Raw genomic sequence first — 23,845 nt, 5'->3', positions numbered from 1 at the left:
TGTGGCGGACCGTCATCCGCCGTTCGTCACGATCGCTACGGTCAACCACCCCCAGAGACTCCAAAGTGGAGGATTGAATCAAGGCTGGATTGACCGGAATCGTCACCAGTTCAGATCCCCCCCAGTCCAGCTCAGCCATCCTGCAAGTGCCGGTCGTGGTGATCGGTGCCGGCCAGGCCGGCTTGTCGGTGGCCAGCTGCCTCCAGCAGCAGGGCCTGACGCCACTGGTGCTCGAACGGCACCAGGTCGCCCACTCCTGGCAGCACCAGCGCTGGGATTCCTTCTGTCTGGTCACCCCCAACTGGCAATGCCGCCTGCCGGAGTTCCCATACGACGGCGATGATCCCGAGGGGTTCATGGGCCGCGACGCGATTGTCGACTACCTGCGCCGCTTTGCTGAGCACGCCGCTGTGCCGGTGCGCGAGGGCATTGCCGTTGAGCGCCTGGTGCCCCTCGAAACCGGTGGTTACCGCCTGAGCACCAGCGACGGGGTGATCGAGGCCCGGCAGGTGGTGATCGCCACCGGCGCCTACCACCGCCCCCGACGCCATCCGCTGGCAACCCGGCTGCCAACTGGGCTGCTCCAGCTCGATGCCCGCGATTACCGCCGCTCCGACCAACTGCCTGACGGGCCCGTCCTGGTGGTGGGCAGCGGCCAGTCGGGCTGCCAGATCGCCGAAGACCTCTTCCTCTCAGGCCGCCGTGTTCACCTCAGCGTGGGTTCGGCTCCCCGTTCACCCCGTCGCTATCGCGGTAAGGACGTGGTCGACTGGCTCGATCGGATGAGCTACTACGACACATCGATCGAGCAGCACCCGGATCCCCGCTCGGTGCGTCGCAAGACCAACCACTACCTGACCGGCCGCGATGGTGGCCGGGAGATCGATCTGCGCCGTCGTGCCCTCGAAGGGATGGTCCTGCACGGCCGGTTGGAGGAGATCACTGCCAGCGGCTTCCGCTTTGCCCCTGATCTCGCCGCGAATCTCGATGGTGCTGACGCGGTCTACCAGCGCATCCGCGCCAGCATCGACACCTACATCGAGTCCAACGGTCTCGAGGCCCCCGCAGATCCCGCCTACGAACCCTGCTGGCAGCCGCCGCCGCTGGATCCACCCATCGACCTTGGCGATGAACCACTGGCGGCCGTGATCTGGTGCACGGGCTACCGCTCCGACTTCCGCTGGGTGGAGGTCCCCGTCTTCGATGGCGCTGGGGAGCCGGTGCACCAGCGCGGTGTGACGCCGGCGGCCGGCCTCTACTTCCTGGGGCTGCCCTGGCTGCACACCTGGGGCTCGGGTCGCTTCTGCGGCATCGGCTCCGACGCCGCCTATCTGTCCGGCCTGATCCGCCGCCTGGAGGATCGCCGCGATGCCAGCCAGGAACGGTTGGAATGCACAGCGTTACTGGGATCCTGAGGTCCGTGACCACGAGCCAACCTGCGATCAAGGCGGCCTCTGCCGAGCTGATTCCCGCCGATAGCCTGCGTCAGCTCAACCTCCGCTCCGATGCGGCCGGCTGGCGGCAGGCGGCTGGGCATGGGGCGCTGATCCTGGTCAGCGGGATGATCTGGGGGGACGATCGCCTGCCCTGGGCGCTGCGCTTGCCGGCCCTGCTGCTGCTGGGCTGGGGCCTGGCCTTCGCCTTCTGCGCCATGCACGAGTGCGGCCACCGCACCGCCTTCGCCAGCCGCCGGCTCAACGACGGCCTGGCCTGGTGGGCCGGGGTGCTGAGCTTCTACAACGCCGATTTCTACCGGCGCTACCACCAGTGGCATCACCGCCACACCCACCAGCCGGGCCTGGACCCGGAACTGGAGGATGCGCCGCCCACCAGCCGCTGGGCCTACCTGCTGGAATTGAGCGGGCTGCCCTGGTGGATCGGCAAGCTGCGCAGCCACGCCGCCGGTCTGAGCGGCAACTTCAGCGATCGTCCCTACATCCCCGCCGAGGCCGCCCCGGCGCTGCGCCGCTCGATCCGGCTCCAGTTCGGCGTCTACGGGCTGGTGCTGCTGTTGTCACTGCCGGGCGCCAATGGCTTCCTGCTCTGGCAATGGCTGCTGCCGCTGGCCCTGGGCCAGCCCCTGCTGCGCTTCGTGCTGCTGGCTGAGCACGGCGGCTGCAGCACCAGCGCCGACGTGCTGCGCAACACCCGGACCACCCACACCCTGGCGCCCCTGCGCTGGTTGATGTGGAACATGCCGTTCCACGTCGAGCATCACCTGATCGCCTCGCTTCCCTTCCATGCCCTGCCGGCAGCCCACGGCTGGATCGCCCCACAGCTGGAGCACAACGACCCTGGCTACCTGGCGGTGCACCGGGCCTTCCTGGCCGATCCCTCACGGCTGGCGCTGCCAGGGGTGGCCCCTCTGCCGGCACCAGCCAGATGAGCGTGGCCGCGGCGATCAAGGGCCGGGATGCCGTGTTTGAGCTGGGCTGCCTGCCGCTCAGCTGCGGCAAGGAACTCGCCAATGCCCGCCTGGCCTACCGGGTGTTCGGAGAACTCAACGCCGAGCGCTCCAACCTGGTGCTCTTCCCCAGCTCCTACGGCGCCTGGCCCGAGGACATCGACTGGGTGGTGGGGCCAATTCTCGATCCACTGCGATGGTGCGTGCTGCTGGTGAGCCAGTTCGGTAACGGCCGCTCCAGCAGCCCCAGCAATGCGGCGATGGGCGTGGCTGAGCAGGGCTGGGTGATCCATCACGCCGACAACGTGGCCGCCCAGAAACGTCTGATCCAGGAGGTGTTCGGGGTGGAGCGCCTCGCCCTGATCTATGGCTGGTCGATGGGAGCGCAGCAGGCCTACCACTGGGCGGCCCTGGAGCCGCAGGCGGTGGAGCGGATCTGCTGCCTATGCGGCACGGCCCGCACCACCCCCCACAACCGCCTGTTCCTGCTCAGCCTGCGCCAGGCCCTCACCAGCGATCCCGCCTGGGATGGGGAACAGTTCAGGGCCACCCCCGAGCAGGGGCTGCGCAGCTTCGCCCTGATCTACGCCAGCTGGGCCGCCAGCCAGGCCTACTACCGGCAGGGTCTGCACGAGGCACTGGGCTACACCAGCGTGGACGACTACGTGGAGCGCAGCTGGTTGCCTGCCTACCGCCGCCATGATCCCCGCGATCTGCTGGCCATGCTCGACACCTGGCTGGCCAACGATCTCGGCGCGGCCGCCCTGGGGCGCATCACCGCCCGCACCATGGTGATCGCCGGCTCCCACGACCTCTATTTCCCCCCCGACGACTGCGCCGCTGAAGCCGCCTGCATCCCCGGCGCCCGCTTTGAGCGGCTGGAGTCGGTGCTGGGGCACAGGGCCGGCAATCCCCGCGATGCACCGTATGAGCAGGCCATGATCCGCGCCGCCCTTGAACGCCTGCTGATGGATTGATCCGCCGTTACTCCCGCCTCCCCGCTGAGCTCATGACCGACCTGGCCCGCTACGCCGCCGACCACGGCCTCCGCCATTTCCTCTTCTCCTTCTCGGACCTGTTCGGGGTGCAGCGCGCCAAGCTGGTGCCGGCCAGCGCCGTCAATCAGGTGGCCCGCGATGGCGCGGGCTTCGCGGGCTTCGCCGCCTGGCTGGCGATGACCCCGGCCGATCCCGATGTGCTCGGCCTGCCTGATCCCGCCAGCCTGGCGGTGTTGCCCTGGCAGCGCAACGTGGCCTGGGTGGCGACCGATCTGCAGGTGGAGGGCCGGCCACTGGAGCAGTCACCACGATGGGTGCTGCGCCGCCAGCTGGAGCGGGTGGACCGGCTCGGCTACAGCTTCCGCACCGGAGTGGAAGCGGAATTTTTCCTGCTGGAGCCCGGCGGCAAGACGATCGCCGATGGCCACGACACCCAGAGCAAACCCTGCTACGACCAGCTGGCATTGATGCGCCAGTTCGAGCTGATCGGCGGTCTGCTGGAGGCGATGGAGGAGCTGGGCTGGGGGCCGTACCAGGCCGATCACGAGGATGCCAACGGCCAGTTCGAGATCAACTGGACCTTCGCCGACGCCCTGGTGACCGCCGACCGCCACGCCCTCTTCCGGGTGATGGCCCAGGCGATGGCGGAACCGCTGGGCGCTCGGGTGAGCTTCGGCCCCAAGCCCTTCCCACAGCTCACCGGCAGCGGCGCGCACCTGCACCATTCCCTCTGGGACAGCTCGGGCCGCAACCTCTTCCACGACCCGCGCGGCGAGCTGGGCCTCTCGCAACTGGCCTACCACTTTCTGGGGGGTCTGCTGGAGCACGCCCCGGCCCTGTGCGCCATCACCAATCCCACCGCCGAGAGCTATGCGCGCCTGGGGGGGATCACCACCAACTCCGGCGCCACCTGGGCACCGGGCTGGATCAGCTACGGCGGCAACAACCGCAGCCACATGGTGCGCATCCCCGACGATCAGCGCCTGGAGCTGCGCCTGGCCGACAGTGCCGCCAACCCCTACCTGCTGCCGGCAGCCGTGCTCGCCGCCGGTCTCGACGGGCTCGAGCGGGAGCTCGACCCGGGTCCGCGCAACGACGCCAACCTCTACACCGATCCGCCGCCCCCCGGCACGGCGGCGGCGCTGCCCACCAGCCTCGAGGAGGCCCTCAGCGCCTTCGCCACCGACACGGTGTTGCGCCAGGCGCTGGGGGAACCCTTCTGCCAGGCCTACGAAAGCTTGCGGCGGCAGCGGGGGTAGCGCGCTGACATCCGCTGCGCCGCGGTTCTTCGTCCATGGTGGAGCCTGATGGCACCGTTGCCCTGGGCAGCGCCCCCTGTCGATGTGTTTCTCGAGCAGCTCCAGCTTCGCGGCAGCGGCACTGCTGATGCCATTGGGCGGGCTGGCTGTGCGCCGGTGCTGGCGTGAGCCATCGAGCAACCTGCTGCCCCTGGCCCTGACCCCAGTGTTGTTCGGCCTGCAGCAGGCTCTGGAAGGCCTTGTGTGGATCGGCCTCGATAGCGGGAGCCTGGAGCCCCTCACCCAGCCTGCGGCCCTGGCCTATCTGTTCTTCGCGCTTTGCTTCTGGTTGGCCTGGTTCCCCTGGTGCGCGTTGAAGGCCGGCGCCACGGGCGATGGCCACCACCGCTGGCTGATCCGGATCTGCCTGGTGCTGGGCCTGATGCTGGGCCTGTGGCTCTGGCTGCCGCTGCTGCTGGATCCCTCCCAGGTCACACCGACCGTGACTATTGGCAGCATCGAGTATCAGATCAGGAGTCCCGCCCATGGCGTGGTGAACCATGCCTGGGGCAGGCTGATCTACGGGTTGATCGTGACGGTGCCACTGCTGCTGACACCGTTCCGGCGGCTGCGCTGGTTCGCGGCGGCGATCGTGATCGCGTTTGTCTATGCCCAGGTGGCCTATCTCCACGCCTTCAGCTCGGTCTGGTGTTACCTCACCGCGATGCTCTCGGCACTGCTGCTCTGGGTGGTGGAAGAACCAGCAGCAGAAATCGGAGCCGTAGCCGTTCAGACCACCTCCAGCACACCCCGCACCATCGACATGCCGCAATGAAATGGGTACTCACCTGGCTGCATCGGCGGCAGTTCCAGGCTGGTGCGGGCATTCAGGGGTAGATCAAGCGTGCGGCGGAAGTCGGGGACGATCACCTGCGCGACGCAGCCGCTTGGATCCAGCCGGTGAAAGATGAGGCGCACCGGGCGGCCAGCCGTCAGCCGGATCCGCGCTGGGGAGTAGCCCCCATCCACGGTGATCGTGATCTCCTGCACTCCTCCTTCACCTTCGCCAGCCGCCACACCACCGCCATGGCGGCCGAGGAACCACCAGAGTTCGGCAGCGATCAGCGCCAGGCCAGCGGCGGCTACCGCCACGTTGAGGCCAAAAGGCTGCTCGATCGTGCGCCACAGCGGTTCGCCGCTGGCGATGGCGTTGGCGGCGGCTGTGGCTGTGGCGGCAGCTACGAAGCTGTTCATCAGCTGGCGGCAACGGGAAGGGGGGTGGGCTTGAAGCGACGCAACCGCAGGGCGTTGCTCACCACCGACACGGAGCTGAAGGCCATGGCCGCGCCGGCGATCATCGGACTCATCAGCCAGCCGGTGAAGGGGAAGAGCAGTCCGGCGGCAATGGGCAGACCAGCCACGTTGTATGCAAAGGCGAAGAACAGGTTCTGGCGGATGTTGGCCATGGTGTGGCGGCTGAGCTCGATCGCCGCGGGCACCCCGGCCAGGTTGCCGGAGATCAGGGTGATGTCGCTGGCCGCGATCGCCACATCGGTGCCAGTGCCCATCGCCAGACCCACATCGGCCTGGGCCAGGGCGGGAGCGTCGTTGATGCCATCGCCCACCATCGCCACCGGACCCTCGCCCCGCTCCTGCAGCCGCCGGATCACATCGGCCTTATCGGCGGGTCGCACCTCGGCGATCACCCGCTCGATGCCCAGCTGGGCGGCCACCACCTCGGCAGTGCGGCGGGCGTCGCCGCTGAGCATCACCACCTGCAAACCGAGGCGCCGCAGGGCGGCCACAGCGGCATCTGCTCCCGGTTTGATGGGATCGGCGATGCCGAAGCAGGCCTCGATCCGCCCATCCACCGCCACCGCCGCCACGCTGCGGGCCGCACCCTCCAGCCGGGTGACCAGGGGCTCAAGCGCCTCCATGCCGAAACCAAGCTCCGCCAGCCAGCGGGGTGTGCCCACCACCACGTCTCGAGCATCGGCGCGGCCCCTGACGCCGCAGCCCGCCACCGCCTCGAACGCCTCCACGGCCGGAAGGCGCGGAGCCTGGAGCTGGGGGCGGATGTAGCCCACGATGGCCTCAGCCAGCGGATGCTCCGAGCGCTCCTCCAGGGCCGCGATCATCCCCAGCAGGGCCGCCGCCGGCAGCTGGCTGCCGCCCAGCCGCTCGAAATCGGTCACCTCCGGCTGGCCGCGGGTGAGGGTGCCGGTCTTGTCGAGCACGATGGTGCGCAGGCCGCCGGCGGTTTCCAGAGCCTCGGCGCTGCGGAAGATAAGTCCGTTCTCCGCCCCCTTGCCCGAGGCCACCATGATTGAGGTGGGTGTGGCCAGCCCCAGGGCGCAGGGACAGGCAATCACCAGCACGCTCACCAGGAACAGCATCGCCAGCACCGGGTTGCCGCTCACCAGGAACCAGCCCACGAAGGCGGCGATGGCCAGGGCGATCACCACCGGCACGAACCAGCCCACCACCTGATCGGCCAGGCGCTGCACCCGCGTGCGGGAGCTCTGGGCCTGGCGCACCAGCTCGACGATCTGGGCAAGCACGGTGTCGGTGCCCACGTGGCTGACGCGAAAGCTGAAGCTGCCGCTGCGGTTGAGCGACGCCCCGATCACCGCATCGCCGGGACCCTTCTCCACTGGAGTCGGCTCACCGGTGAGCATCGATTCCTCCACCCAGGAGCTGCCCTCCACCACCACCCCGTCGAGGGGCAGCTTCTCGCCGGGGCGCACCTGCAGCAGATCGCCCACCACCACCAGCTCCACCGGGATCTCCTGGACGGCGCCATCGCGCAGCACCCGGGCCGTGGGCGGCTGCAAGCGCAGCAAGCGGCGGATCGCCTCTGATGTCTGGCCGCGGGCGCGGGCCTCCAGCAGGCGGCCCAGCAGCACCAGGGTGAGGATCACCGCGGCGGCCTCGAAATAGACGTCGGCGGGAAGGCCTTCGTCGGTGAGCAGCCGCGGCGCGACGGTGGCCACCAGGGACGTGAGCCAGGCGATGCCGGTGCCGGCGGCCACCAGGGTGTTCATGTCGGCGCTGTGCTGACGGAAGGCCGAGGCGGCGCCGGTGAAGAACTCCCGGCCGCACCAGAACAGCACCGGGGTGGAAAGCAGCAGCTGGGTCCAGGGGCTGGTGAACCAGCCGGGCAGGAACGGCAGGGAATGGAGAGCGAGCATGTGGGGCAGGCTCGCGAGCACCACCAGCGCGGTGAGCACGGCCGCCAGCGAGAGCTTGCGACGCAGCTGGGTGAGTTCATGGGCCAGCTCCCGCTCCGGGTCGGGAGTGGGGGCCAGGCCATCGGCGTGGCAGCAGGACGGAGTGGGGGGTGGGCCGGTCATCGGGGATGGGTGATCGATGAGGGTCGATCGGGAGCAGCGATAACTCGACGCTAAGGTGTCCAGTGGACTGGAGAGTCAAGTGCTTCATTGCACCGGCTCCTCCTCTGGGGCGATCAGATCCGCGGCCTGCCGCGCGTCGCTCAGCACCTGAACCAGCAGTCGGGGAGACTCCCTGAGCAGGTCGATCCAGTGGGACAGGTAGGCGGCATGGTGGCTCACATCACTGCCGATCTCAAGGCGATCACCCAGCAGCACCGCCCCAAGCTCAGCCACCAGCTCCTCACGGGCGTAGGCCCTGCTGCCCATGACGCCCGAGAGATCCCGCTTCAGGCGGCTGGGGTGGCCAGTGGAGTGAATCGCCTCATGGGCCCAGGTGGCATAGAGGGCACTGGCGGAATGGAAGGCGGCGCGATCGGGCAGCGCGATGCGATCCAGCTGAGGCAGATAGCAGGCCCTCTCGCCGCCATGGTTCACCGGCACCGGCCAGGCCCCGAGCACCGCCTCGGCGGCGGCCAGGCGCTCGGGCTCCGGCCGCATGGCTGCGCCCTCAGCAGCCTGGCGGGCAGCGATCAAACCGCCCAGGCCCTCACCGACCAGATCCGCCGCATTGAAAACGGCCACTGGCCTGTAGCTGATCCAGGCCCGGTCGGTACCGGGCTTCGTGCCCTCAACTCCGGCACCCTCCGCGACGCTCTCACGCTGGTTCAGCTGGGGCCGGAGCACGCGCACCGCCTGGGTGCCCTTGCGTGGCCCGATCCCCCGTGCCTTCGCCTCGGCAAACCCGCACCAGTAGGGCAGGGCGTGGTGCCGGCCTGCATCAAGGCAATCAACGAAGCGACGAGGGCCTCCTCGCCACTGGGCCTGCTGCGAGTCGGGGACGGTGCGGTGTCAGCAGCCATGGGGCGTCGGGATACGTCCCCCCTCCAATGCCCCTGCTGGCTCAGACCGACGTGATCAGGGAGACGTGATCAAGCTGCTGTAGAGCCTGTGACGATTGGCCTGCTCACGAAGCTGGATCGCCTGGTCGCTCCATTGGCTCCAGCGCTCAGCCTGCTGGGCAAGGATGCCGGCCTGCAACACCGGCAGGGTTTCAGCCACACCATTCTCGAGCTGATCGCCCAGAATCGCTGCGAGCACCTGGAGATCGTGAAGATCCCCCAGACAGTCCTGGGCCTTTTTCAGAAGCGCGATCCACTCCCCCAGCACCGGTGCCGCGAAAGGCTCCAGATGCTCGAGGGCGTAGCGCAATCCCTTGATGCGCTTGCGCAGATCGTGGAGAGCAGGGTCGTGCGGATCGGCGGCGAACCAGCCGCCATGCAGGAACAGGCCGCTGGAGGCCTGCGACTGCCATTCGAACAGCCAGGGCCCCAGCGGAAGATCTCCCACGGGAGAGAAGCGAGGCTTCAGCTGCCAGGCGCGCAGACGGGCGAGCAACTTGAGATAGGGCCCGCCGGTGAGCGCCTCCGCGAGGTCTTCGAAGGCCAGCCGCCGGTTGCGCGAAAGCCGCTTCAGCACCGGCTTCATCGCCTTGCGTTCCTGCTCCGGCAAGGGGGGCAGCAACTGCCCCTCCAACCGATCCCTGAGCACATCGAGATCACGACAGAGGCTGGTGCGCCGCGCCACCCTGGCGATGCGGCGATCGCTCACCGAGTCCGGCATCCGCAGCGCGGGCGCGAACTGGCTCAGGGCCGTGCGCAGCCTGCGCAGGCTCACCCGGAGCTGATGCAGCGGTTCAGGATCGTGATCAGCCAGCACTTCGGACTGGAGCTTGCCCAGCCGGCGCGTCTGGTGCTGGATCAGATCGGCTGCGTAGAGCCCACAGACCATCGCGGGGTCAATGACCTCCGCGTTGCTGGTGCTGGCGCTGGTCTCGAAGGCCGTCACGGCGATGGCGGTAAGACAGGACTCATCTTCACTGAGCGGGCGGAGTGCCGCTCAGCGGGGCCGGGGCTGCTTGAGTTGGTCGAAGCTGCGGTCAAGGGCCAGGCCGATCGTCAGTCCGATCGGCAGGTCGCCACCGAAGGAGGTGCCGAGCACGTGGCGGTACAGCTTGCTTTCCACCAGGAGGTAGGTGGAGTCGGGAAGGGGAATGAAGTCTGAGGCCCTGACAATCTGGGGGCCGGTCCGCACGAAGAAGGTGACGAACTTCTGCACCTCCGGGCGGGAGAACAAGTCGGCATTGTTGATGTAGATGAAGAGCGGCCTCGACAGTGGGGTGTAGCGCTCTTTCTGAACAGCCTCTACTGAAGGTCTGGTTGCTCCCTTGCGTCCGAGAATGGCGAGGGACCTGAGCTTGCTCTGGTTAGCGAGATAGTAGCCGAAGCCAAAGTAGCCAAGTGCGTTGGGATCATTTGCCACGCATCTCACCAGCACATTGTCATCTTCACTGGCGGTGTAGTCGCTGCGGCTGTTCCCTGCATCACCGGTGATCGCCTTGTTGAAATAGTCAAAGGTGCCGGAATCGGAACCAGCTCCGCACAGCTTGATCGGGCGGTCGGGCCAGGCGCTGTTCACCTGGTTCCAGCGCTTCACCCGTCCAGTGGCCTGGCGGTTCCACAGGGTGTTCAGCTCCTTGACAGTGATCTGATTGACCCAGGTGTTCTTCGGATGGACAGCCACCGTCAGAGCGTCGAAAGCAATCGGCAGCTCGATGAACTTGACCCCCTTCGCCTCGCAGGCCTTGAGTTCCTTGCTGTTGATCGGCCGTGAGGCATTGGCGATCGGCACCTTGCCGGAGCAGAAGTCACGGAATCCGGCCGATGTGCCCGTTTCCTTGAGCTCGAAGCGAACGTTTCGACCGGGATCAGTCTTGCGGAATGCCCCGATAGCCTCCGAAGTGATCGGGAACACCGTGCTTGATCCACTGATCCGAATCACTCCAGCCGCGGACTGGGCCCGAGTGGGAGACAGGGGCGTAGCGGTGATCAGAAGGGCGACCGCCAGTGAGGTGCCTCCGCAAGTCAATCGGCCGGACTGAGGCAGGAGGAAGCGTGGAAGCATGGAGCGAGCGCCCTACCCACTCACTTTGCGTGAGGAGGTGGGCATCATTGGTTAACAGTAAGTTAGGGCTGGGTTGTGAACCGTGCTCCTCATAGGCTGTTGAATGGCACTTCCGGGCGTTGGTCCCATGGCCAGGCCCCCTTGGACAAGGAGACGCGACCAGCTGCGACCAGCTGGCCCTGACCCCGGCCCGTGGTCTCACGACATCCTCTAGTGGCCGGGATCGTGCAGGACCGGCGTCGCTGGCTCTGGGGGGATGGATATGAACTGAACCTGATGCTGGAGCGGTTCACTCTCGAAGCGCCATTTCTGGCCGAGGCCCTGGGTTACTCCGATGCCTCCTCTCTGCTCCAGGAGGGCCATCGTCAGAGATCTCGCGATCGGCTGTGTCCTGCAATACCTTGCAGCACCTGTGCGTGTTCCGGCAGTGAGTTCAGCGCTTGTCGGCGGGATGCCCGTTAGCGCTCCAGCACCTGTCAATCACGGGTCAGCCGAACTCGTCGCCTCCTCATGAAGACGTAAGGTTTCGCTGTTCACCGGCTAGCAAGGCTGGATCCTCCGTGACACCAGCAGATCCTTCATCAGCCGTCGCGACGATTCGTTCCTGGGGGGATTCGGCCCGCGACTACATCAGTGCAGGCCTGGGAGTGCATCCCGGCGAGAGAGCTCTCGTCGCAGCACTTTTCCTGCATTCTGCGCTTATCGGCTCGATTCTTATCTTCACGCTGACATCGGCAAATGCTCTCTTTCTCTCCTTTGTTGGCCCCAAGGGTCTCCCACTGATCTATCTCTCCGTGGCCATCGTGGGGCCACTGACCAGTGGTTTTCACCTCTGGTTCGCCAACCGATATTCCAATCAGCAGGCCTGGCGATTCAGTCTGTTGCTGATCACTCTGGGTTTTCTCTTTCTCCGCTCGCTGATGGCGACTGATGCTGCCATGGTGGCGGCCTTCGGTCTGCTGATCTGGTATCGGGTGGTGGAGGGGTTACTGAACCTGGAGTTCTGGGGCCTCACCGCCTCGCTGCTCGATGTGCGCCAGGCCAAGCGGCTGTACGGGGTGATCGGCTCAGGAGAAGTGCTGGCCCTCGTCGTCGGCGGCTTCGGGCTGCCCGTGCTGGTGGCTCGGCTCGGCAGTGAGAATCTCGTGCTTCTCTCCGCCGCCGCCGCCGCGCTCTGCCTCCCCGTCGTGGAATTCATTCTGCGCGTTGATCGCCGGCACCGGCACCGCTCCGATCCCCAGCAGCGGGGGAAGGGACCCCAGCGGTCCCAGCCGCTGGGGTCGAGCTACACGAGGCTGATCCTGGCGCTGTTCCTGGCCTCTGTGCTGATGCGCTTCCTGGTCGACAAGAGTTTTCTGGTGGCGGCGCATGCACGTTTCAGCAATGCCGACGCCGTGGCGGCCTTTCTCGGCACCTTCTACGCCGTGGCGGCCTCCACGACGCTGGGGCTGCGATCGTTTGCCACCGGTCCTGTGCTCAACCGCTGGGGGCTGGGCATCGGTCTGCTGGTCCTTCCGCTCAGCCTCGGCCTGACGTCGCTGGCCAGCGTTGCGGCCACTGGTCTTGGTCTCCCCACCCTGGTGGTTTTCGGGGCTCTTGCGCTGTCCAAGTTCTTCGATCGCGTTCTGCGGCTCTCGATCGATCGTTCCTCCGTTCTGCTCCTGTTTCAGCCGTTCGCCAGCCGGGACAGGGTCAGAATCCAGACCTTCGCAGAAGGAATCATCAGCCCGGTGGGCGCAGGCCTCGCCGGCGTTCTGCTTCTGTGCCTCGACCACTTCTGGCCCGATGGAGTGACGGCCCTTGCCTGCCTGATGCTTGCTGTGGCAGGGGTCTGGCTTGTTCTGGCTCGGCTTCTGCGCCGACAGTATCCGCGGGCGCTGGCCATAGCACTGCAACGCAGGCAGCTGACCGGCGGTGCGTTCCAGGCGAGCGATCCAGCCACGCTGGCCATCCTGCGGAAAACGGCGCTCGGTCCGCAGGTCGGCCCCGCCGTCTATGCCCTCGATCTGCTGGCGGACGCCGACCCGGCCTTTCTGAAGACCCAGCTTCCTGAGCTCATGAGGCACCCTGCTCCCGAGCTGCGGTGCCATGTTCTGGGGCTGCTGGAACGGACAGGAATCTTGCCCGATCTGGGGGCCCTGAGGTCGATCGCCGACGCCGATCCGATTCCCGAGGTGCGCGCCGCCGCGATCCGGGTTCTGGCGGTACAGGATTCAGATCGCAACCCGGCCCGATTGGCTGTTGACCTCCGGAGTCCGCATCCGGCCGTGCGAACCGCCGTCCTTGTCGGCCTGCTGCGTCATGGCGACACGACGGGTCGTCGGAACGGCTGGCAGATGCTCCGCCGCCTGCTGCGTTCCGCCGATCCCTGCCAGCGTGCGGACGGCGTACAGATCCTAGGGCAGCTCGGCCATCGTGATCTGTACCGACCCTTGCAGTCCTTTCTCCTTGATCCGGACGTGAGGGTGCGCAGGGCTGCACTCGAGGCCGCGGGAGCGATCGCCCATCCCCGCCTGTGGCCCGCCGTCGCAGAGAGTCTGGGGGATCCGGCCTGCGCCATTCATGCGCGCCGGTCCCTGCTTGGCGCGGGAGACGCGGGTGTCGATGCCCTGATCGTCCAACTCGAGCGGGCGCCGACCGGCAGCGAGGAGGAGCGGCGGATCCTCCGCCTGCTCGGGACGCTCCGTTCCCCCCGTGCCATCGCCTCGCTCCTGGACCGCAGCCGGTCGGAAGACCCGGCCATCCGCCACGCGGCCCAGTCCTCATTGGCGGGATGCCGTTACCGCGCCGATGAGAGCGTCCGCCCCGAGGTGGAAGCCCAGCTGCTGCGGGAGGTTCGCCACGGTGCCTGGCTCCTGAGCGCTATGGCTGAATTCGGTCATGACCTGCATGAGGTGTTGCCCATGGCACTGGCCAACGAACTCGAGCGCACGAGGGATCGACTGCTCCTGCTGCTGGGTTTCCTTCAATCCGGCAGCCTCCTGCGACAGGCCCGCCTGCGCTACTGGACCGGATCGCCCCGGGAGCGGGCGATCGCCCTCGAACTCCTTGATTCGATTCTCACCCCTGTCCTGAAGAGCCTCACGTTTCCCTTCCTGGAGCGCCTTGCCCCTCCTGCCGCCCTGCGGGAGCTCCCTGAGGAGGTGCGACCGAGGCCCCTGCCCGCGCATGAGCGTCTGCTTGAGATCCTCGAAGCCCGCAGGGGGCTGAGCTCCGATTCCTGGACGCGTGCCTGTGCGCTCTATTGCGCCGCCCGCCGCCCCGACGTCAGCTTTCACGATGCCGTGACCGACGCGATCGGTTCGGGGAATCCCGTGGTCGCCGAGACTGCCCTGCTTGCGTCCTGGTCGCTCAATCCGTCGGACATCGGCCAATATGCGGCGAGGATTGCCCACCACGATCATCCTCGGGTACGCGATCTGCTCGACCGCATGTCCGACCAAAAGACTCTTATGAACGGTACCGTCACGATCGAGAGGGTGATCCTTCTCAAGGGGGTGAGTATCTTCGCCTCGACACCCAGTGATGTCCTGCTGCAACTGGCCAACGTGCTGGATGAAGTGCAGTTGTCTGCTGGCGAGACCCTGTTCGAGCGCGGAGAGCTGGGCACATCAATGTATGTGATCATCGATGGCTTGGTTCGGGTTCATGTCGGTGACCAGACCATTGTCGAATTGGGCGATCACGAGATCGTGGGAGAGCTGGCGGCTATCGATCCGGAACCCCGTTCCGCCTCCGTGACGGCGATCTGGCCGACCCGGCTCTACCGCATCGAGCAGGAGACCCTGCTGGATCTGATGGTGGATCAGCCGGAGATCATCCAGGGTGTGATCCGGGAACTGGCCAAGCGGATTCGCCAGACAACAGCAAGGGAAGCAGTCGAGATCGATGCCAGTCAGACACCCCGTGGCGCCGGCATCTTCGCAGCCGGCTGAACCGAGGCAGGTTCCTGTCGAATGCTGAGGCGAATAGCTCGAAGCATGGCGCCGGTCTCGCTTTGCAGCATACCGGCTTGTAGGATAGAATGAGATTTAATTTGACTGGCAAGAATGTCGTCTGCTTCAATTGAGCATGAAGACCACAGCGATGTCTGCCGGAGCATCAGGCTATCTGGACGGCTGGATATGATCGGAACGGAAGCGATCACGATGAAATTCGCTTCCCTCAGTGCGGCAAAGGGACGACGTGTGATCGTCGATCTGAGAGAAGTCACGTTCCTCGCATCGGTGGCTATTCGTGAAATCATCAATAATGCCAAGGCGGTCGCCCGGCGCGGTGGGCGGCTTGTTCTTCTTGTCGGTGATAATGATCTTGTGGCCAAGACTCTCGAAACCACCGGTGTTGGCACCATCGTGCCCATGTTCGCCACGGAAAGGGAAGCCCTTGAGGCTGCCGTCGCCTGAGCTGCTTCCATGCTAGGTGAACCCGTTCTTCCCGCCGCCTCCTTCACCATCCAGGCGAATGCCGTCGACGTTGGAAGATCATCCGTCTGGCTGGCCAGCGAATGCGTGGAACGCGATGTTCCCCCCGACCAGATTCTGCGGTTGGACCTCTGCCTGAATGAGGCACTCGCGAACGTGATCAATCATGGAGGCCCAGGCGCCTTGAGCTGCCCCGTTCTGCTTCGGCTGTGCGTGGATCGATCCGGCAAACACAACTCGGCGGTTCTTTCGATCACTGACTACGGCACTTCATTCGATCTGGACGATTACGTTCCAAGACCCACACCTGGCTCGCTTCTCGACGCACAGCCAGGTGGATTGGGGTTGAAGATGATGCGTACTTTTTCCGATGATCTCGATTATTGCCGTGTCGAAGACAGGAACGAACTGAGAATCACTGTCCATTGGCCGCACAACGTCTGACCGCGCCGCCATGCTGAAGTCTCAATCCGCTCTCCCGGTCTCACTCGGGCTCTGGGGTGATCGAACGGTGCCCGACTCTCTTGGCTGGGTGCCCCTCTTCCATAATGTTGACTCGACGGCCCTGGACATTGCTCTCTCTAAAGCTGATCTAATTCTGCTTCCTGCTGGCTTGACGTTGCTTCGACCCGGTGAGGCCAATCAGAACGTCTATATCGTGTTAAGTGGGGAGATGATCGCGCTTCTCGAAGCTGATGGGTATGAGAGTGCTGGGATTCCCATTCCGGCCGGACAGTGCGTCGGTGAGTTCTCGGCCATTGATGGCAAGCCCGTCTCAGCCCTGGTTCGGGCGGTGTCGGATTCGACCGTGCTGCGGCTCACCCCGGAACTGCTGTGGTCTCGGCTGATCCTGCTGCCCGGTGTGGCGAGGAATCTGATGACCAGCCTGACCGAGCGGATGCGTCTCACCAATCAGCTCACCCTGCAAGCTCAACGCGAAGGTCTCGAACTCTCGCACCTGCGCAAGGAGTTGCACCTCGCTCATGAGCTGCAGACGGGGATGCTGCCGCTGCACCGTCCGCTTTTTCCCGACCGATCGGACTTCCAGGTCAGCGCGTTGATGGAACCTGCCTCCTCGGTGGGTGGTGACCTGTTTGATGTCTTGTTGATCAATGATCATCGTCTGTTCGTTTGCATTGGTGACGTATCGGGTCATGGCATTGGGGCGGCTTTGCTGATGGCACGCGCCATCGGGCTGCTGCGCATGCTGGCCATCTCGGAGCCGTCGCCGAATGAATTGCTCAGAAAGCTGAATGACCGCCTCTGCGAAGGCAATGAGACCTCCCATTTCATCACCGTGTTCTGCGGGTTCCTCGACCTGGGCAGCGGCCTCCTCCGGTACTCCAATGCCGGTCACTGTGCTCCCCTGATTGTGACCGAAAGCGATGCGCGACCTCTCCCTCTCCCAGCAGGGGCCTTGATCGGCGTTTTCCCCGAAGCTTCCTTCAGCGTCATGGAGGCAACTCTCCATCCAGGTGATCTGATGTTCTGCTACACCGATGGGATCACCGAAGCCGAGAACGATGCCTGTGAGCCATTTTCGGAAACGCGTTGCATGGAATTTCTGGGCCAACGACGGCTGGAACCGCTGGATCCGTTGATCGATCAGCTACGCGAGGAGTTGCGGCGGTTCACTGGAGCCCACTCGCTCGATGACGACGCAACGATGCTGGCGGTGCGGATCCTTCTCACGGCTGGAGGCTTGCAGCGGCGAGGCGGTGAACGTTCGTGAACGGCAGCGGTCCTGACTCCGCCCGGACGGAAACGCGCTCGGCCACGAGTGTCTACCGCGGCAAGATCATCGGCCCTGCAGAAGGATCTTAACTTCTGACTGGTCAGCTCCCAGCCGCCTGTTAGCTGCCGCAGAGGTTCCTGTGGAGGAACGTTCAGAGCCGCATCGCGGTCCAGTCCAGGAACCAGCCTCGACGCCACAAGAAATACGTTTGCAGCCCGGCGATCAATGCCATCACTCCCAGAATCAGGGCGTAGCCGTAGAACCATCGGAATCTCGGCCTTTTCTTGACGCTCATGCCATCGATGCCTGACCCACAGGCCCACAGAGGCACGAAACTCGCCGGAGCGATCCTCAGTGTCTTCACGACCTGATTCATGCGATTTCCGGTGCCGGCCCTGGGGGAAAGGCTCCCGGCACGATCAAGTCCCGCTTTGCAGGCGGCCAAGCGATTCTTAACCCGTCTGGGCCACACTTTTTCAAGTTCCTTTCCTCCTGTCATGGCCGTCACCCCCCTGGAGATCATGCGTTCGCTGGCTCAGAACGGTGACGTGATGGAGGTTCCCGAAGGCGACACGATCTTCGTAGCCGGGGCACCCGGCGACCAGATGTTCGGCCTGCTCGAGGGCACGGTGCGCCTAAGCTGGGGCCCAGCACCCTGCAGTGAAGACATCGCCCCGGGAGAGGTGTTCGGCATGGGGGCAGTGGTGGAACCGCAGCACAGGCGCCACGGGCACGCTTTGGCGATCACCCCCTGCCGCCTGCTGGTGATGGGACGAGAGGAGTTCCTGTTCGCGCTTCAAGAGACGCCGATGTTTGCCCTCGATCTGCTCGCTGCAATCGATCAACGCCTGCGGGATCTGAAGATCCGTCTGGCGGAGCTGAGCTGATCCCTCAGAGACCACATCAGACCCTCACATTGCCCGCCAGGCCCATGTATGGAGCAAGACTGAAGCCGCAGGGCAGCCCGATCAGAATGATCTGATGGACACAGTGCTGGCACCGGTGCCGTTTGAGATGGCTGCGGTCGGATCCGGCGGCCGGCCTCTTCCAGCGGAATTCTTCGACGGTTGCCAGGATCCCGGGAGGGTCATCCCCAGGCTGGTGGAACTCGCTCGCGCCATGGTCGACCTGGAGAGCCGCGAGCTGCCCATCCTGGAGGCGGTGGCTCCGGCCTATCGGCCCAGTGCTCTCAACCTGGTCCACTACGTGGCGCTGCGGCAGCACGACATCCGCGAACTGCAGGAGCAGCTCGCCTGCCTGGGGCTTTCATCACTCGGCCGCTGTGAGGCCAGCGTGCTCACCACGCTGCGGCGGGTGCTGGCCATCCTCTGCGCGCTCTCCGGAGAAGACAGTGGCCGCCGGCTGGGAGCGGAGACACCGCTCGAGCACAGGGCCGGCCTGGCCCTGGCTGCCGGAAACACCCGGCGGTTGCTGGGTGAGGTGGGCACGATCATGGTGACCCTGCCCGCCGAGGCCGCGGCTGATCCGGCTCTGATCACCGAGCTGCTCGAGGGCGGCATGACCGTTGCCCGGATCAACTGCGCCCACGATGACCCCAGGGTGTGGCAACGGATGGTGGATCAGGTGAGATCCGCCAGTGCCGCCACGGGCCGCCCCTGCCGGATCGCGATGGATCTGGCGGGCCCCAAACTCCGCACCGGCCCGATTGAGGAGGGGCCGCGGCTGCTGGTCTGCAAGCCCCGCCGTGATGTGTACGGCCGGCTGCTGACACCGGCGAGGCTCCTGTTCGCGCCGGTGATGCGACCGCTGAAGCCCCCAGCTGGAGTCGATGCCGTGGTGCCGGTCAGCGGCGACGACTGGCAGCGGCTCAAGACCGGTGATGTGCTGCAGGGCGTCGATGCCTCCGGCCGTCAGCGGCGCTTCAAGGTCGAGAAGCGCCTGGCCGAAGGCCTGCTGCTGAGCTGCACCCGCACCTGCCACTTCATCCCCGGGCTGCGCTTCGTCAACCAGGCCGGGATCTCGATCCTGGTGGGCGTGATCCCGCCCCAGCCCGGCGCCGTGACTCTCCAGCCAGGAGATCACCTGCGAATCGTGGCTGGCACCGAGCCGGGACGTGACGCTGTGCTCGACGCTCGTGGTGCCGTGACCAGCCCGGCGGTGATCGGCTGCACCCTGCCGGAGGTCTTCGCCGATGTGAAGGTGGGCGAGCGAATCGTCTTCGATGACGGCCGGATCGCCGGACGGATCGTGGCCATCCCGGCCGGCCCTGCTGGCGCCGCCGAACTGCTTGTGGAGATCACCGCAGCGCGGCGGCAGCGCTCGAGGCTGCGGGCTGACAAGGGCATCAATCTTCCCGACAGCACGCTCCAGCTGGCGTCGCTGACCTCCCGCGACCTCGAGGACCTCGCCTTCGTCGCAGACCACGCCGACATCGTCAACGCATCCTTCCTGCGCTGCGCCGGCGACGTGCACGCCCTGCACGAGCAACTCATCCACCTCGGGCGACCGGATCTCGGCGTGATCCTGAAGATCGAGACCCGCCAGGCCTTCGATCAATTGCCCGCACTACTGCTGGCCGGCATGCACCATCCGGCGCCCCTCGGAGTGATGATTGCCCGCGGCGATCTGGCGATCGAGTGCGGCTGGGAACGGCTTGCTGAGATCCAGGAGGAGATGCTGCGTGTCTGTGAAGCAGCCCATCTCCCCTGTATCTGGGCCACTCAGGTGCTCGAGGAGCTGGCGCAGCGCGGCACACCGACGCGCGCTGAGATCACCGATGCCGCCATGGGCGCCCGCGCCGAGGGTGTGATGCTCAACAAGGGCCCCAACATCGCCGCCACCGTGCGCACGCTGCACGACATCGTGCTGCGGATGCAGAACCATCAGCGCAAGAACAGCCCCACCTTCCGCCGCCTCGAACTGGCGGCGCACCATCACCCCGAGGCCATTCCGCTCAGTCCAGCAGGCTGCGGCCGAGGCTGAGGCTGCCGCAACTGGGTGCGCTCCATGCAGCTGCTGCGGAAGGGCTGCGAGGTGATCGGCGTGGTAACGAGGCTCAGCCAGAGCCGAGTGCGGGAGCAGATGAAGCTGGCGCTGCCGGAAATGATTGAACTAAATAAAATGAAATCTTCTGGATTAGACCGTGCCAGGAGAATTTATCTGAAGAAGCTGGTCGAAAGGAAAATGGGAATCGCGATTGATTGATTCGCGATTGCTGCATGAACCGCCGAGCAGTCTGCGAGGAAGGACATAGCCAACCTCTTGCCACAACTGATACTGCCAAGCTCTTAGACCCCAAGCCAGGCACCCCGCCTGCCAATGCCGGGAAGGGTTGCCTGATGCAAGCTAATTATAAACAATACACATAATGCAATTGGCGCTAATGCTCCGGTTCAGAAGCAGGTCTCGCGGCGGACCGTTCGCTACAACTGAAAGTCACTGCATCGTTATCGTGCACCTCAACCACGTATCGCCGCCTCGATTGCGGCAATGTCGATCTTTCTCATCGTCATCATTGCATCGAACGCGCGCTTGGCGACAGCGCGAACGGGGTTGGTGAAGGCCTTGGTCAGAGCAATCGGGGTAATCTGCCAGGACAATCCCCACTTGTCCTTGCACCAGCCGCACTCGCTCTCTTGCCCACCGTTGCCTACAATCGCGTTCCAGTAGCGATCAGTCTCAGCCTGGTCAACGGTTGCAACCTGAAACGAAAATGCTTCGTTGTGCTTGAACGCAGGACCGCCGTTGAGCCCGAGGCAGGGAATACCCATCACGGAAAACTCAACAGTCAACACGTCTCCCTGCTTCCCAGCCGGAAAGTCCCCTGGTGCGCGGTGCACCGCTCCGACAGATGACTCGGGAAACGTCTCGGAATAGAACCGCGCGGCGTTCTCGGCGCCATCGTCATACCAGAGGCAAATCGTGTTTTTTGCAGGCATTACCATGTCACACCTCGTTTGCGATGCGCCAGTGAAGGTCGGAGTCTATATTGGATTCCACTGGTGGGATAACGCCACCCCTGAGTGAAAGGCAGGGACTATAGAGCGCAAGAATAAAGTCGGTGGAGGCCTGTCCACTCAAGGGGCTTATTATCAGTTCATCTATGCGGTGACAATTCTCCGGAGTGCTTCCTGTGCGAGCGTGTTAAGACTCTTTCCCTGCACTTCCGCAGTCATCACCAACTTCTCATGGAGTTCAGGCGGAATCCGAAGATTGAATTTGCCTGAAAAGTGTTTCCGCGGCTCAATTCCTTGCTCCTTGCAGACATCAAGAAAGACTTCCAGTGACTTTTTGAATTCTCGACGAAGCTCATCCGGACTTGATCCATAGAAGTCCGCTCCCCCAGAAAGCCCAAGAATTTCCCCGCGAAACTGATCCGTTTCCTCGTCGAATTCAATTTTGGCGTGGTAGCCATCCACAGTCATTAGATTCATGATGACACTCCGTGTGCTTCAAACCATTTGCGGATTGAAGCAACAGCACCCTTGTCTGTATCGGGCGATGGGTGGGGCCTGTGAAAGACCCCACCCATCGCCAAACAGAACGACCGCGACTCGGCTGCCCGCCCTCTCAGTGACATCCCCACCAAGCTCCTGAAACAGGGCTTCGATGTCCCTCCACTGCAAGCTGCCGTTTACGGGAGGGGAGAAAATCAGCTCAAGGGTGCGCTGGTGCTTCCGCTTCATCTATGCATGGTACTGTAACTCGGTACCAGTTGCGACTTCCGGTCAACGGCTTGCTGGATACGGAGAACGCTCAAGATCAGAATCGGGCGAGCGAACTTGGGCATTGTCGATTTCCTCAGCTCCCGTCTTCAGTATCTTGATTCCAGAAGGTCCACTCATCGGTAGACATCTCTTCTATGGCCAACCTTAATAATGTCGACAACACGCGACTGATCATCGACGGAGTAGACAACCCGATGGTTACCCTGACGGACACGATAAAGGTTCGGCCTGCCTGCGAGCTTTTCAGACCCTAATAGCCATGGTTGAGTTTCCAGTGATTTAATCTTCTCAATCAATCGCGACAACGTCGCCTTGTCAGATACCGCTTGTAGTTCCTTGGCGGCTGATGGCTTAATCGAGAGGCTGTATCTATATTCGGCCACTATCTCTTAGACTTGTGACAAACTCTTCGAAGCTAGAGCTTGACTCAGCCTGTCTCTGATCAGCATCTCTCAAATCATCAGCATCTTCCGCCAATGTCATGCGCACTGCTTCATTTACCATATCCGATATTGAGCGATTACATGCAGCAGCCCTTAGGCGCAGTGCACGATGAACATCCGCGTCAAAGTAAATAGTGGCCCTTTTGGCTTCATCCATTCCTCGATCTTAGCGCTTTGACGTCAAGACGTCAAGACGTTGATGCTTCCGAGTTTCTTCTGATCCTTCTAACGCTCAAGATCAGAAGCGGGCAGAGCTACTCCGATTGAATGAGCAACCTCCGCCCCCGTCTTCTGCATCTGAATATTACCAATCGAAGACTCCTTGCCGATCTCGAATACAACGGGCTTGAGCGGATTTGTATTCACCTGTAACTGAAAGATGTCGGGCCTCGAGTAATGCCCGACAACATCGAGACTCCGCTGCGCAATTCCAACACGCTCAAGGTCAATCTCTGCATACAGAATTCCTAACTCACGCCGCCTGGGCCCTGCCACGATCCTTCCGCCCGGCTCGATCACCACTGAATCTCCAGGGTTTATCCACTCCTCGGCATTTGGATACAGCTCCGATTTTCCAGGAACAGAATCCGGAATGTCTGCGGCCCGGAAGGCCATTCCGCTTCCCACTACCCAGCATCCACCCTCTCGTGCGATGTGCTGGAGTGTGCCAATCCACTTGTCACCGGAGTCATAAGCAGGGGCGATGTAAATCTCGACACCAAGGGCGTAAAGCGTAAATCGTGCAAGCGGCATGTAATTCTCCCAACATATGAGCGTGCCGATACGGCCGGAAGTCGTGTCAACTACCTTTAGCCCTGAACCATCGCCAAATCCCCATACCATACGCCCTGGATTCGTCGGCATGAGTTTTCGATGCCTATTCAATAAGGCTCCGTCTGGCCCTATCACCACAACCGTATTGTAAATAGTTCCGCGGCTGAATTCAGCATCCCGCTCATCCACACCGCAGACAACTGTTACCTTGTGCTTCTTTGCAGCCTCGCGAAGCGGAGTGAGATCGTTGCCGTTGAGGCTGACGGCATTTGCGAGAAGCTGGGAGTGAAGCTTCTCCGCGAGCGCCATATCTGCACCTGGCCGCAGCCTCCAGATCCAGGATGGATATCCCGGGATGTATGCCTCTGGAAAAACCACAATTCGGGCCTCATTTGACGCAGCTTCACGTATCGAGTCGACGGCGTCAGCGATTGTCGCGGAACGGTTCAGTAACACCGGCGGTCTTTGAACAACTGCAATTCGCAACTTTTGCCTCTGCTGGTGCATGTCAGGCTAACAGTATTTCGGCATGTCCAGCTTCCATCCTTTCTAGAGATCTGCAGCAGCAGAAGAAGCCATCAAGACCCTACGCTATTTCCTGAAAGTTCTTCCAGCATATGGCTTTTGCGAAGATCGGCTCCTGGCAGAGGGGAAGATGGGCGGGTCCAGGAACCAGATGTTCAACCAGCTACAGAATGTCGGCTGTTTTGACGCACCACAGTGACCACGATTCAGCACAAACAGGTCATCAACGCACTCCTCTCGTCGTTGTGCTCCAACAACTCCTGGCT

Annotated in this window: 22 protein-coding genes; 12 read left to right on the top strand and 10 right to left on the bottom strand. The window is 63.9% G+C overall.

Annotated elements, in window-relative coordinates:
• Positions 1 to 98 precede the first annotated feature (98 nt).
• From CJZ82_RS06455 to CJZ82_RS06435, 5 genes are all read left to right on the top strand, one after another.
• Entirely contained in the window at positions 99 to 1,415 is a 1,317-nt protein-coding gene (locus CJZ82_RS06455) for an MSMEG_0569 family flavin-dependent oxidoreductase (protein WP_094555016.1), read from the top strand.
• Positions 1,391 to 2,386, top strand: a complete 996-nt coding sequence (locus CJZ82_RS06450; protein ID WP_094554979.1) for a fatty acid desaturase — start codon at positions 1,391 to 1,393, stop codon at positions 2,384 to 2,386. Before CJZ82_RS06455 ends, CJZ82_RS06450 begins: the two co-directional genes overlap by 25 nt.
• The gene (locus tag CJZ82_RS06445; RefSeq protein ID WP_094554978.1) at positions 2,383 to 3,381 is read left to right on the top strand and encodes an alpha/beta fold hydrolase; all 999 of its coding nucleotides are present in this window, start codon (positions 2,383 to 2,385) and stop codon (positions 3,379 to 3,381) included. The genes CJZ82_RS06450 and CJZ82_RS06445 overlap by 4 nt, the downstream gene beginning before the upstream one ends.
• A gap of 32 nt (positions 3,382 to 3,413) precedes the next feature.
• On the top strand, positions 3,414 to 4,661 hold the full coding sequence (gene glnT, locus CJZ82_RS06440) for a type III glutamate--ammonia ligase (RefSeq protein ID WP_094554977.1): 1,248 nt from the start codon (positions 3,414 to 3,416) through the stop codon (positions 4,659 to 4,661).
• An 82-nt stretch (positions 4,662 to 4,743) separates the two neighbouring features.
• Positions 4,744 to 5,475: a DUF6629 family protein gene (locus tag CJZ82_RS06435; RefSeq protein ID WP_094554976.1), complete on the top strand. Its 732-nt coding sequence runs from the start codon at positions 4,744 to 4,746 to the stop codon at positions 5,473 to 5,475.
• Here the strand turns inward: CJZ82_RS06435 and CJZ82_RS06430 are convergent.
• The 5 genes from CJZ82_RS06430 to CJZ82_RS06410 form a co-directional block, all read right to left on the bottom strand.
• On the bottom strand, positions 5,430 to 5,894 hold the full coding sequence (locus tag CJZ82_RS06430) for a cupredoxin domain-containing protein (RefSeq protein WP_094554975.1): 465 nt from the start codon (positions 5,892 to 5,894) through the stop codon (positions 5,430 to 5,432). The genes CJZ82_RS06435 and CJZ82_RS06430 overlap by 46 nt on opposite strands.
• Positions 5,894 to 7,993, bottom strand: coding sequence for a copper-translocating P-type ATPase (locus tag CJZ82_RS06425; protein WP_094554974.1), 2,100 nt, complete (start codon positions 7,991 to 7,993; stop codon positions 5,894 to 5,896). Before CJZ82_RS06425 ends, CJZ82_RS06430 begins: the two co-directional genes overlap by 1 nt.
• Before the next feature lie 84 nt (positions 7,994 to 8,077).
• Positions 8,078 to 8,722 (bottom strand): zincin-like metallopeptidase domain-containing protein, encoded by a 645-nt coding sequence (locus tag CJZ82_RS06420; RefSeq protein ID WP_233130084.1) that lies wholly within the window; start codon positions 8,720 to 8,722, stop codon positions 8,078 to 8,080.
• A gap of 225 nt (positions 8,723 to 8,947) precedes the next feature.
• On the bottom strand, positions 8,948 to 9,877 hold the full coding sequence (locus CJZ82_RS06415; RefSeq protein WP_094554973.1) for a CHAD domain-containing protein: 930 nt from the start codon (positions 9,875 to 9,877) through the stop codon (positions 8,948 to 8,950).
• Positions 9,878 to 9,928: 51 nt separating this feature from the next.
• A complete protein-coding gene (locus CJZ82_RS06410) occupies positions 9,929 to 10,993 on the bottom strand; it encodes a PstS family phosphate ABC transporter substrate-binding protein (protein WP_094554972.1) in 1,065 nt (354 codons plus the stop codon).
• A gap of 794 nt (positions 10,994 to 11,787) precedes the next feature.
• Between CJZ82_RS06410 and CJZ82_RS06405 the strand changes: the two genes are divergently transcribed.
• The 4 genes from CJZ82_RS06405 to CJZ82_RS06390 all read left to right on the top strand — a co-directional run bounded on the left by CJZ82_RS06405 (position 11,788) and on the right by CJZ82_RS06390 (position 17,146).
• The gene (locus CJZ82_RS06405; RefSeq protein ID WP_094554971.1) at positions 11,788 to 14,928 is read left to right on the top strand and encodes a cyclic nucleotide-binding domain-containing protein; all 3,141 of its coding nucleotides are present in this window, start codon (positions 11,788 to 11,790) and stop codon (positions 14,926 to 14,928) included.
• Positions 14,929 to 15,042: 114 nt separating this feature from the next.
• Entirely contained in the window at positions 15,043 to 15,396 is a 354-nt protein-coding gene (locus tag CJZ82_RS06400) for an STAS domain-containing protein (protein ID WP_094554970.1), read from the top strand.
• Between the two features lie 9 nt (positions 15,397 to 15,405).
• The gene (locus CJZ82_RS06395) at positions 15,406 to 15,858 is read left to right on the top strand and encodes an ATP-binding protein (protein ID WP_094554969.1); all 453 of its coding nucleotides are present in this window, start codon (positions 15,406 to 15,408) and stop codon (positions 15,856 to 15,858) included.
• Positions 15,859 to 15,868: 10 nt separating this feature from the next.
• The gene (locus CJZ82_RS06390; RefSeq protein ID WP_094554968.1) at positions 15,869 to 17,146 is read left to right on the top strand and encodes a PP2C family protein-serine/threonine phosphatase; all 1,278 of its coding nucleotides are present in this window, start codon (positions 15,869 to 15,871) and stop codon (positions 17,144 to 17,146) included.
• A 154-nt stretch (positions 17,147 to 17,300) separates the two neighbouring features.
• On the opposite strand, the gene CJZ82_RS18255 is transcribed toward CJZ82_RS06390, so the two are convergent.
• The gene (locus CJZ82_RS18255) at positions 17,301 to 17,525 is read right to left on the bottom strand and encodes a hypothetical protein (RefSeq protein ID WP_094554967.1); all 225 of its coding nucleotides are present in this window, start codon (positions 17,523 to 17,525) and stop codon (positions 17,301 to 17,303) included.
• Between the two features lie 121 nt (positions 17,526 to 17,646).
• On the opposite strand from CJZ82_RS18255, the gene CJZ82_RS06380 reads away from it, so the two are divergent.
• From CJZ82_RS06380 to CJZ82_RS06370, 3 genes are all read left to right on the top strand, one after another.
• Entirely contained in the window at positions 17,647 to 18,036 is a 390-nt protein-coding gene (locus CJZ82_RS06380; protein WP_094554966.1) for a Crp/Fnr family transcriptional regulator, read from the top strand.
• A 94-nt stretch (positions 18,037 to 18,130) separates the two neighbouring features.
• Complete coding sequence (locus tag CJZ82_RS06375) at positions 18,131 to 20,092, top strand: pyruvate kinase (protein WP_094554965.1); 1,962 nt, start codon at positions 18,131 to 18,133, stop codon at positions 20,090 to 20,092.
• Between the two features lie 24 nt (positions 20,093 to 20,116).
• Complete coding sequence (locus tag CJZ82_RS06370; protein WP_094554964.1) at positions 20,117 to 20,314, top strand: hypothetical protein; 198 nt, start codon at positions 20,117 to 20,119, stop codon at positions 20,312 to 20,314.
• A 254-nt stretch (positions 20,315 to 20,568) separates the two neighbouring features.
• Here CJZ82_RS06370 and CJZ82_RS06365 read toward each other — a convergent pair whose 3' ends face one another.
• The 4 genes from CJZ82_RS06365 to CJZ82_RS06340 all read right to left on the bottom strand — a co-directional run bounded on the left by CJZ82_RS06365 (position 20,569) and on the right by CJZ82_RS06340 (position 23,561).
• The gene (locus CJZ82_RS06365; protein WP_233130083.1) at positions 20,569 to 21,048 is read right to left on the bottom strand and encodes a VOC family protein; all 480 of its coding nucleotides are present in this window, start codon (positions 21,046 to 21,048) and stop codon (positions 20,569 to 20,571) included.
• A 162-nt stretch (positions 21,049 to 21,210) separates the two neighbouring features.
• On the bottom strand, positions 21,211 to 21,534 hold the full coding sequence (locus tag CJZ82_RS06360; RefSeq protein ID WP_233130082.1) for a type II toxin-antitoxin system HicB family antitoxin: 324 nt from the start codon (positions 21,532 to 21,534) through the stop codon (positions 21,211 to 21,213).
• A 416-nt stretch (positions 21,535 to 21,950) separates the two neighbouring features.
• A complete protein-coding gene (locus tag CJZ82_RS19535; RefSeq protein WP_158218492.1) occupies positions 21,951 to 22,220 on the bottom strand; it encodes a type II toxin-antitoxin system RelE/ParE family toxin in 270 nt (89 codons plus the stop codon).
• A 285-nt stretch (positions 22,221 to 22,505) separates the two neighbouring features.
• Positions 22,506 to 23,561: a carbon-nitrogen hydrolase family protein gene (locus CJZ82_RS06340; protein ID WP_094554959.1), complete on the bottom strand. Its 1,056-nt coding sequence runs from the start codon at positions 23,559 to 23,561 to the stop codon at positions 22,506 to 22,508.
• Positions 23,562 to 23,845: the final 284 nt, after the last annotated feature.

Origin of the sequence: Synechococcus sp. 1G10, from assembly GCF_002252625.1 — a bacterium.
GTDB lineage: Bacteria > Cyanobacteriota > Cyanobacteriia > PCC-6307 > Cyanobiaceae > Regnicoccus_A.
Note: the sequence above shows the minus strand (reverse complement) of the source record. Positions and strands in the feature narration are given on the sequence as shown.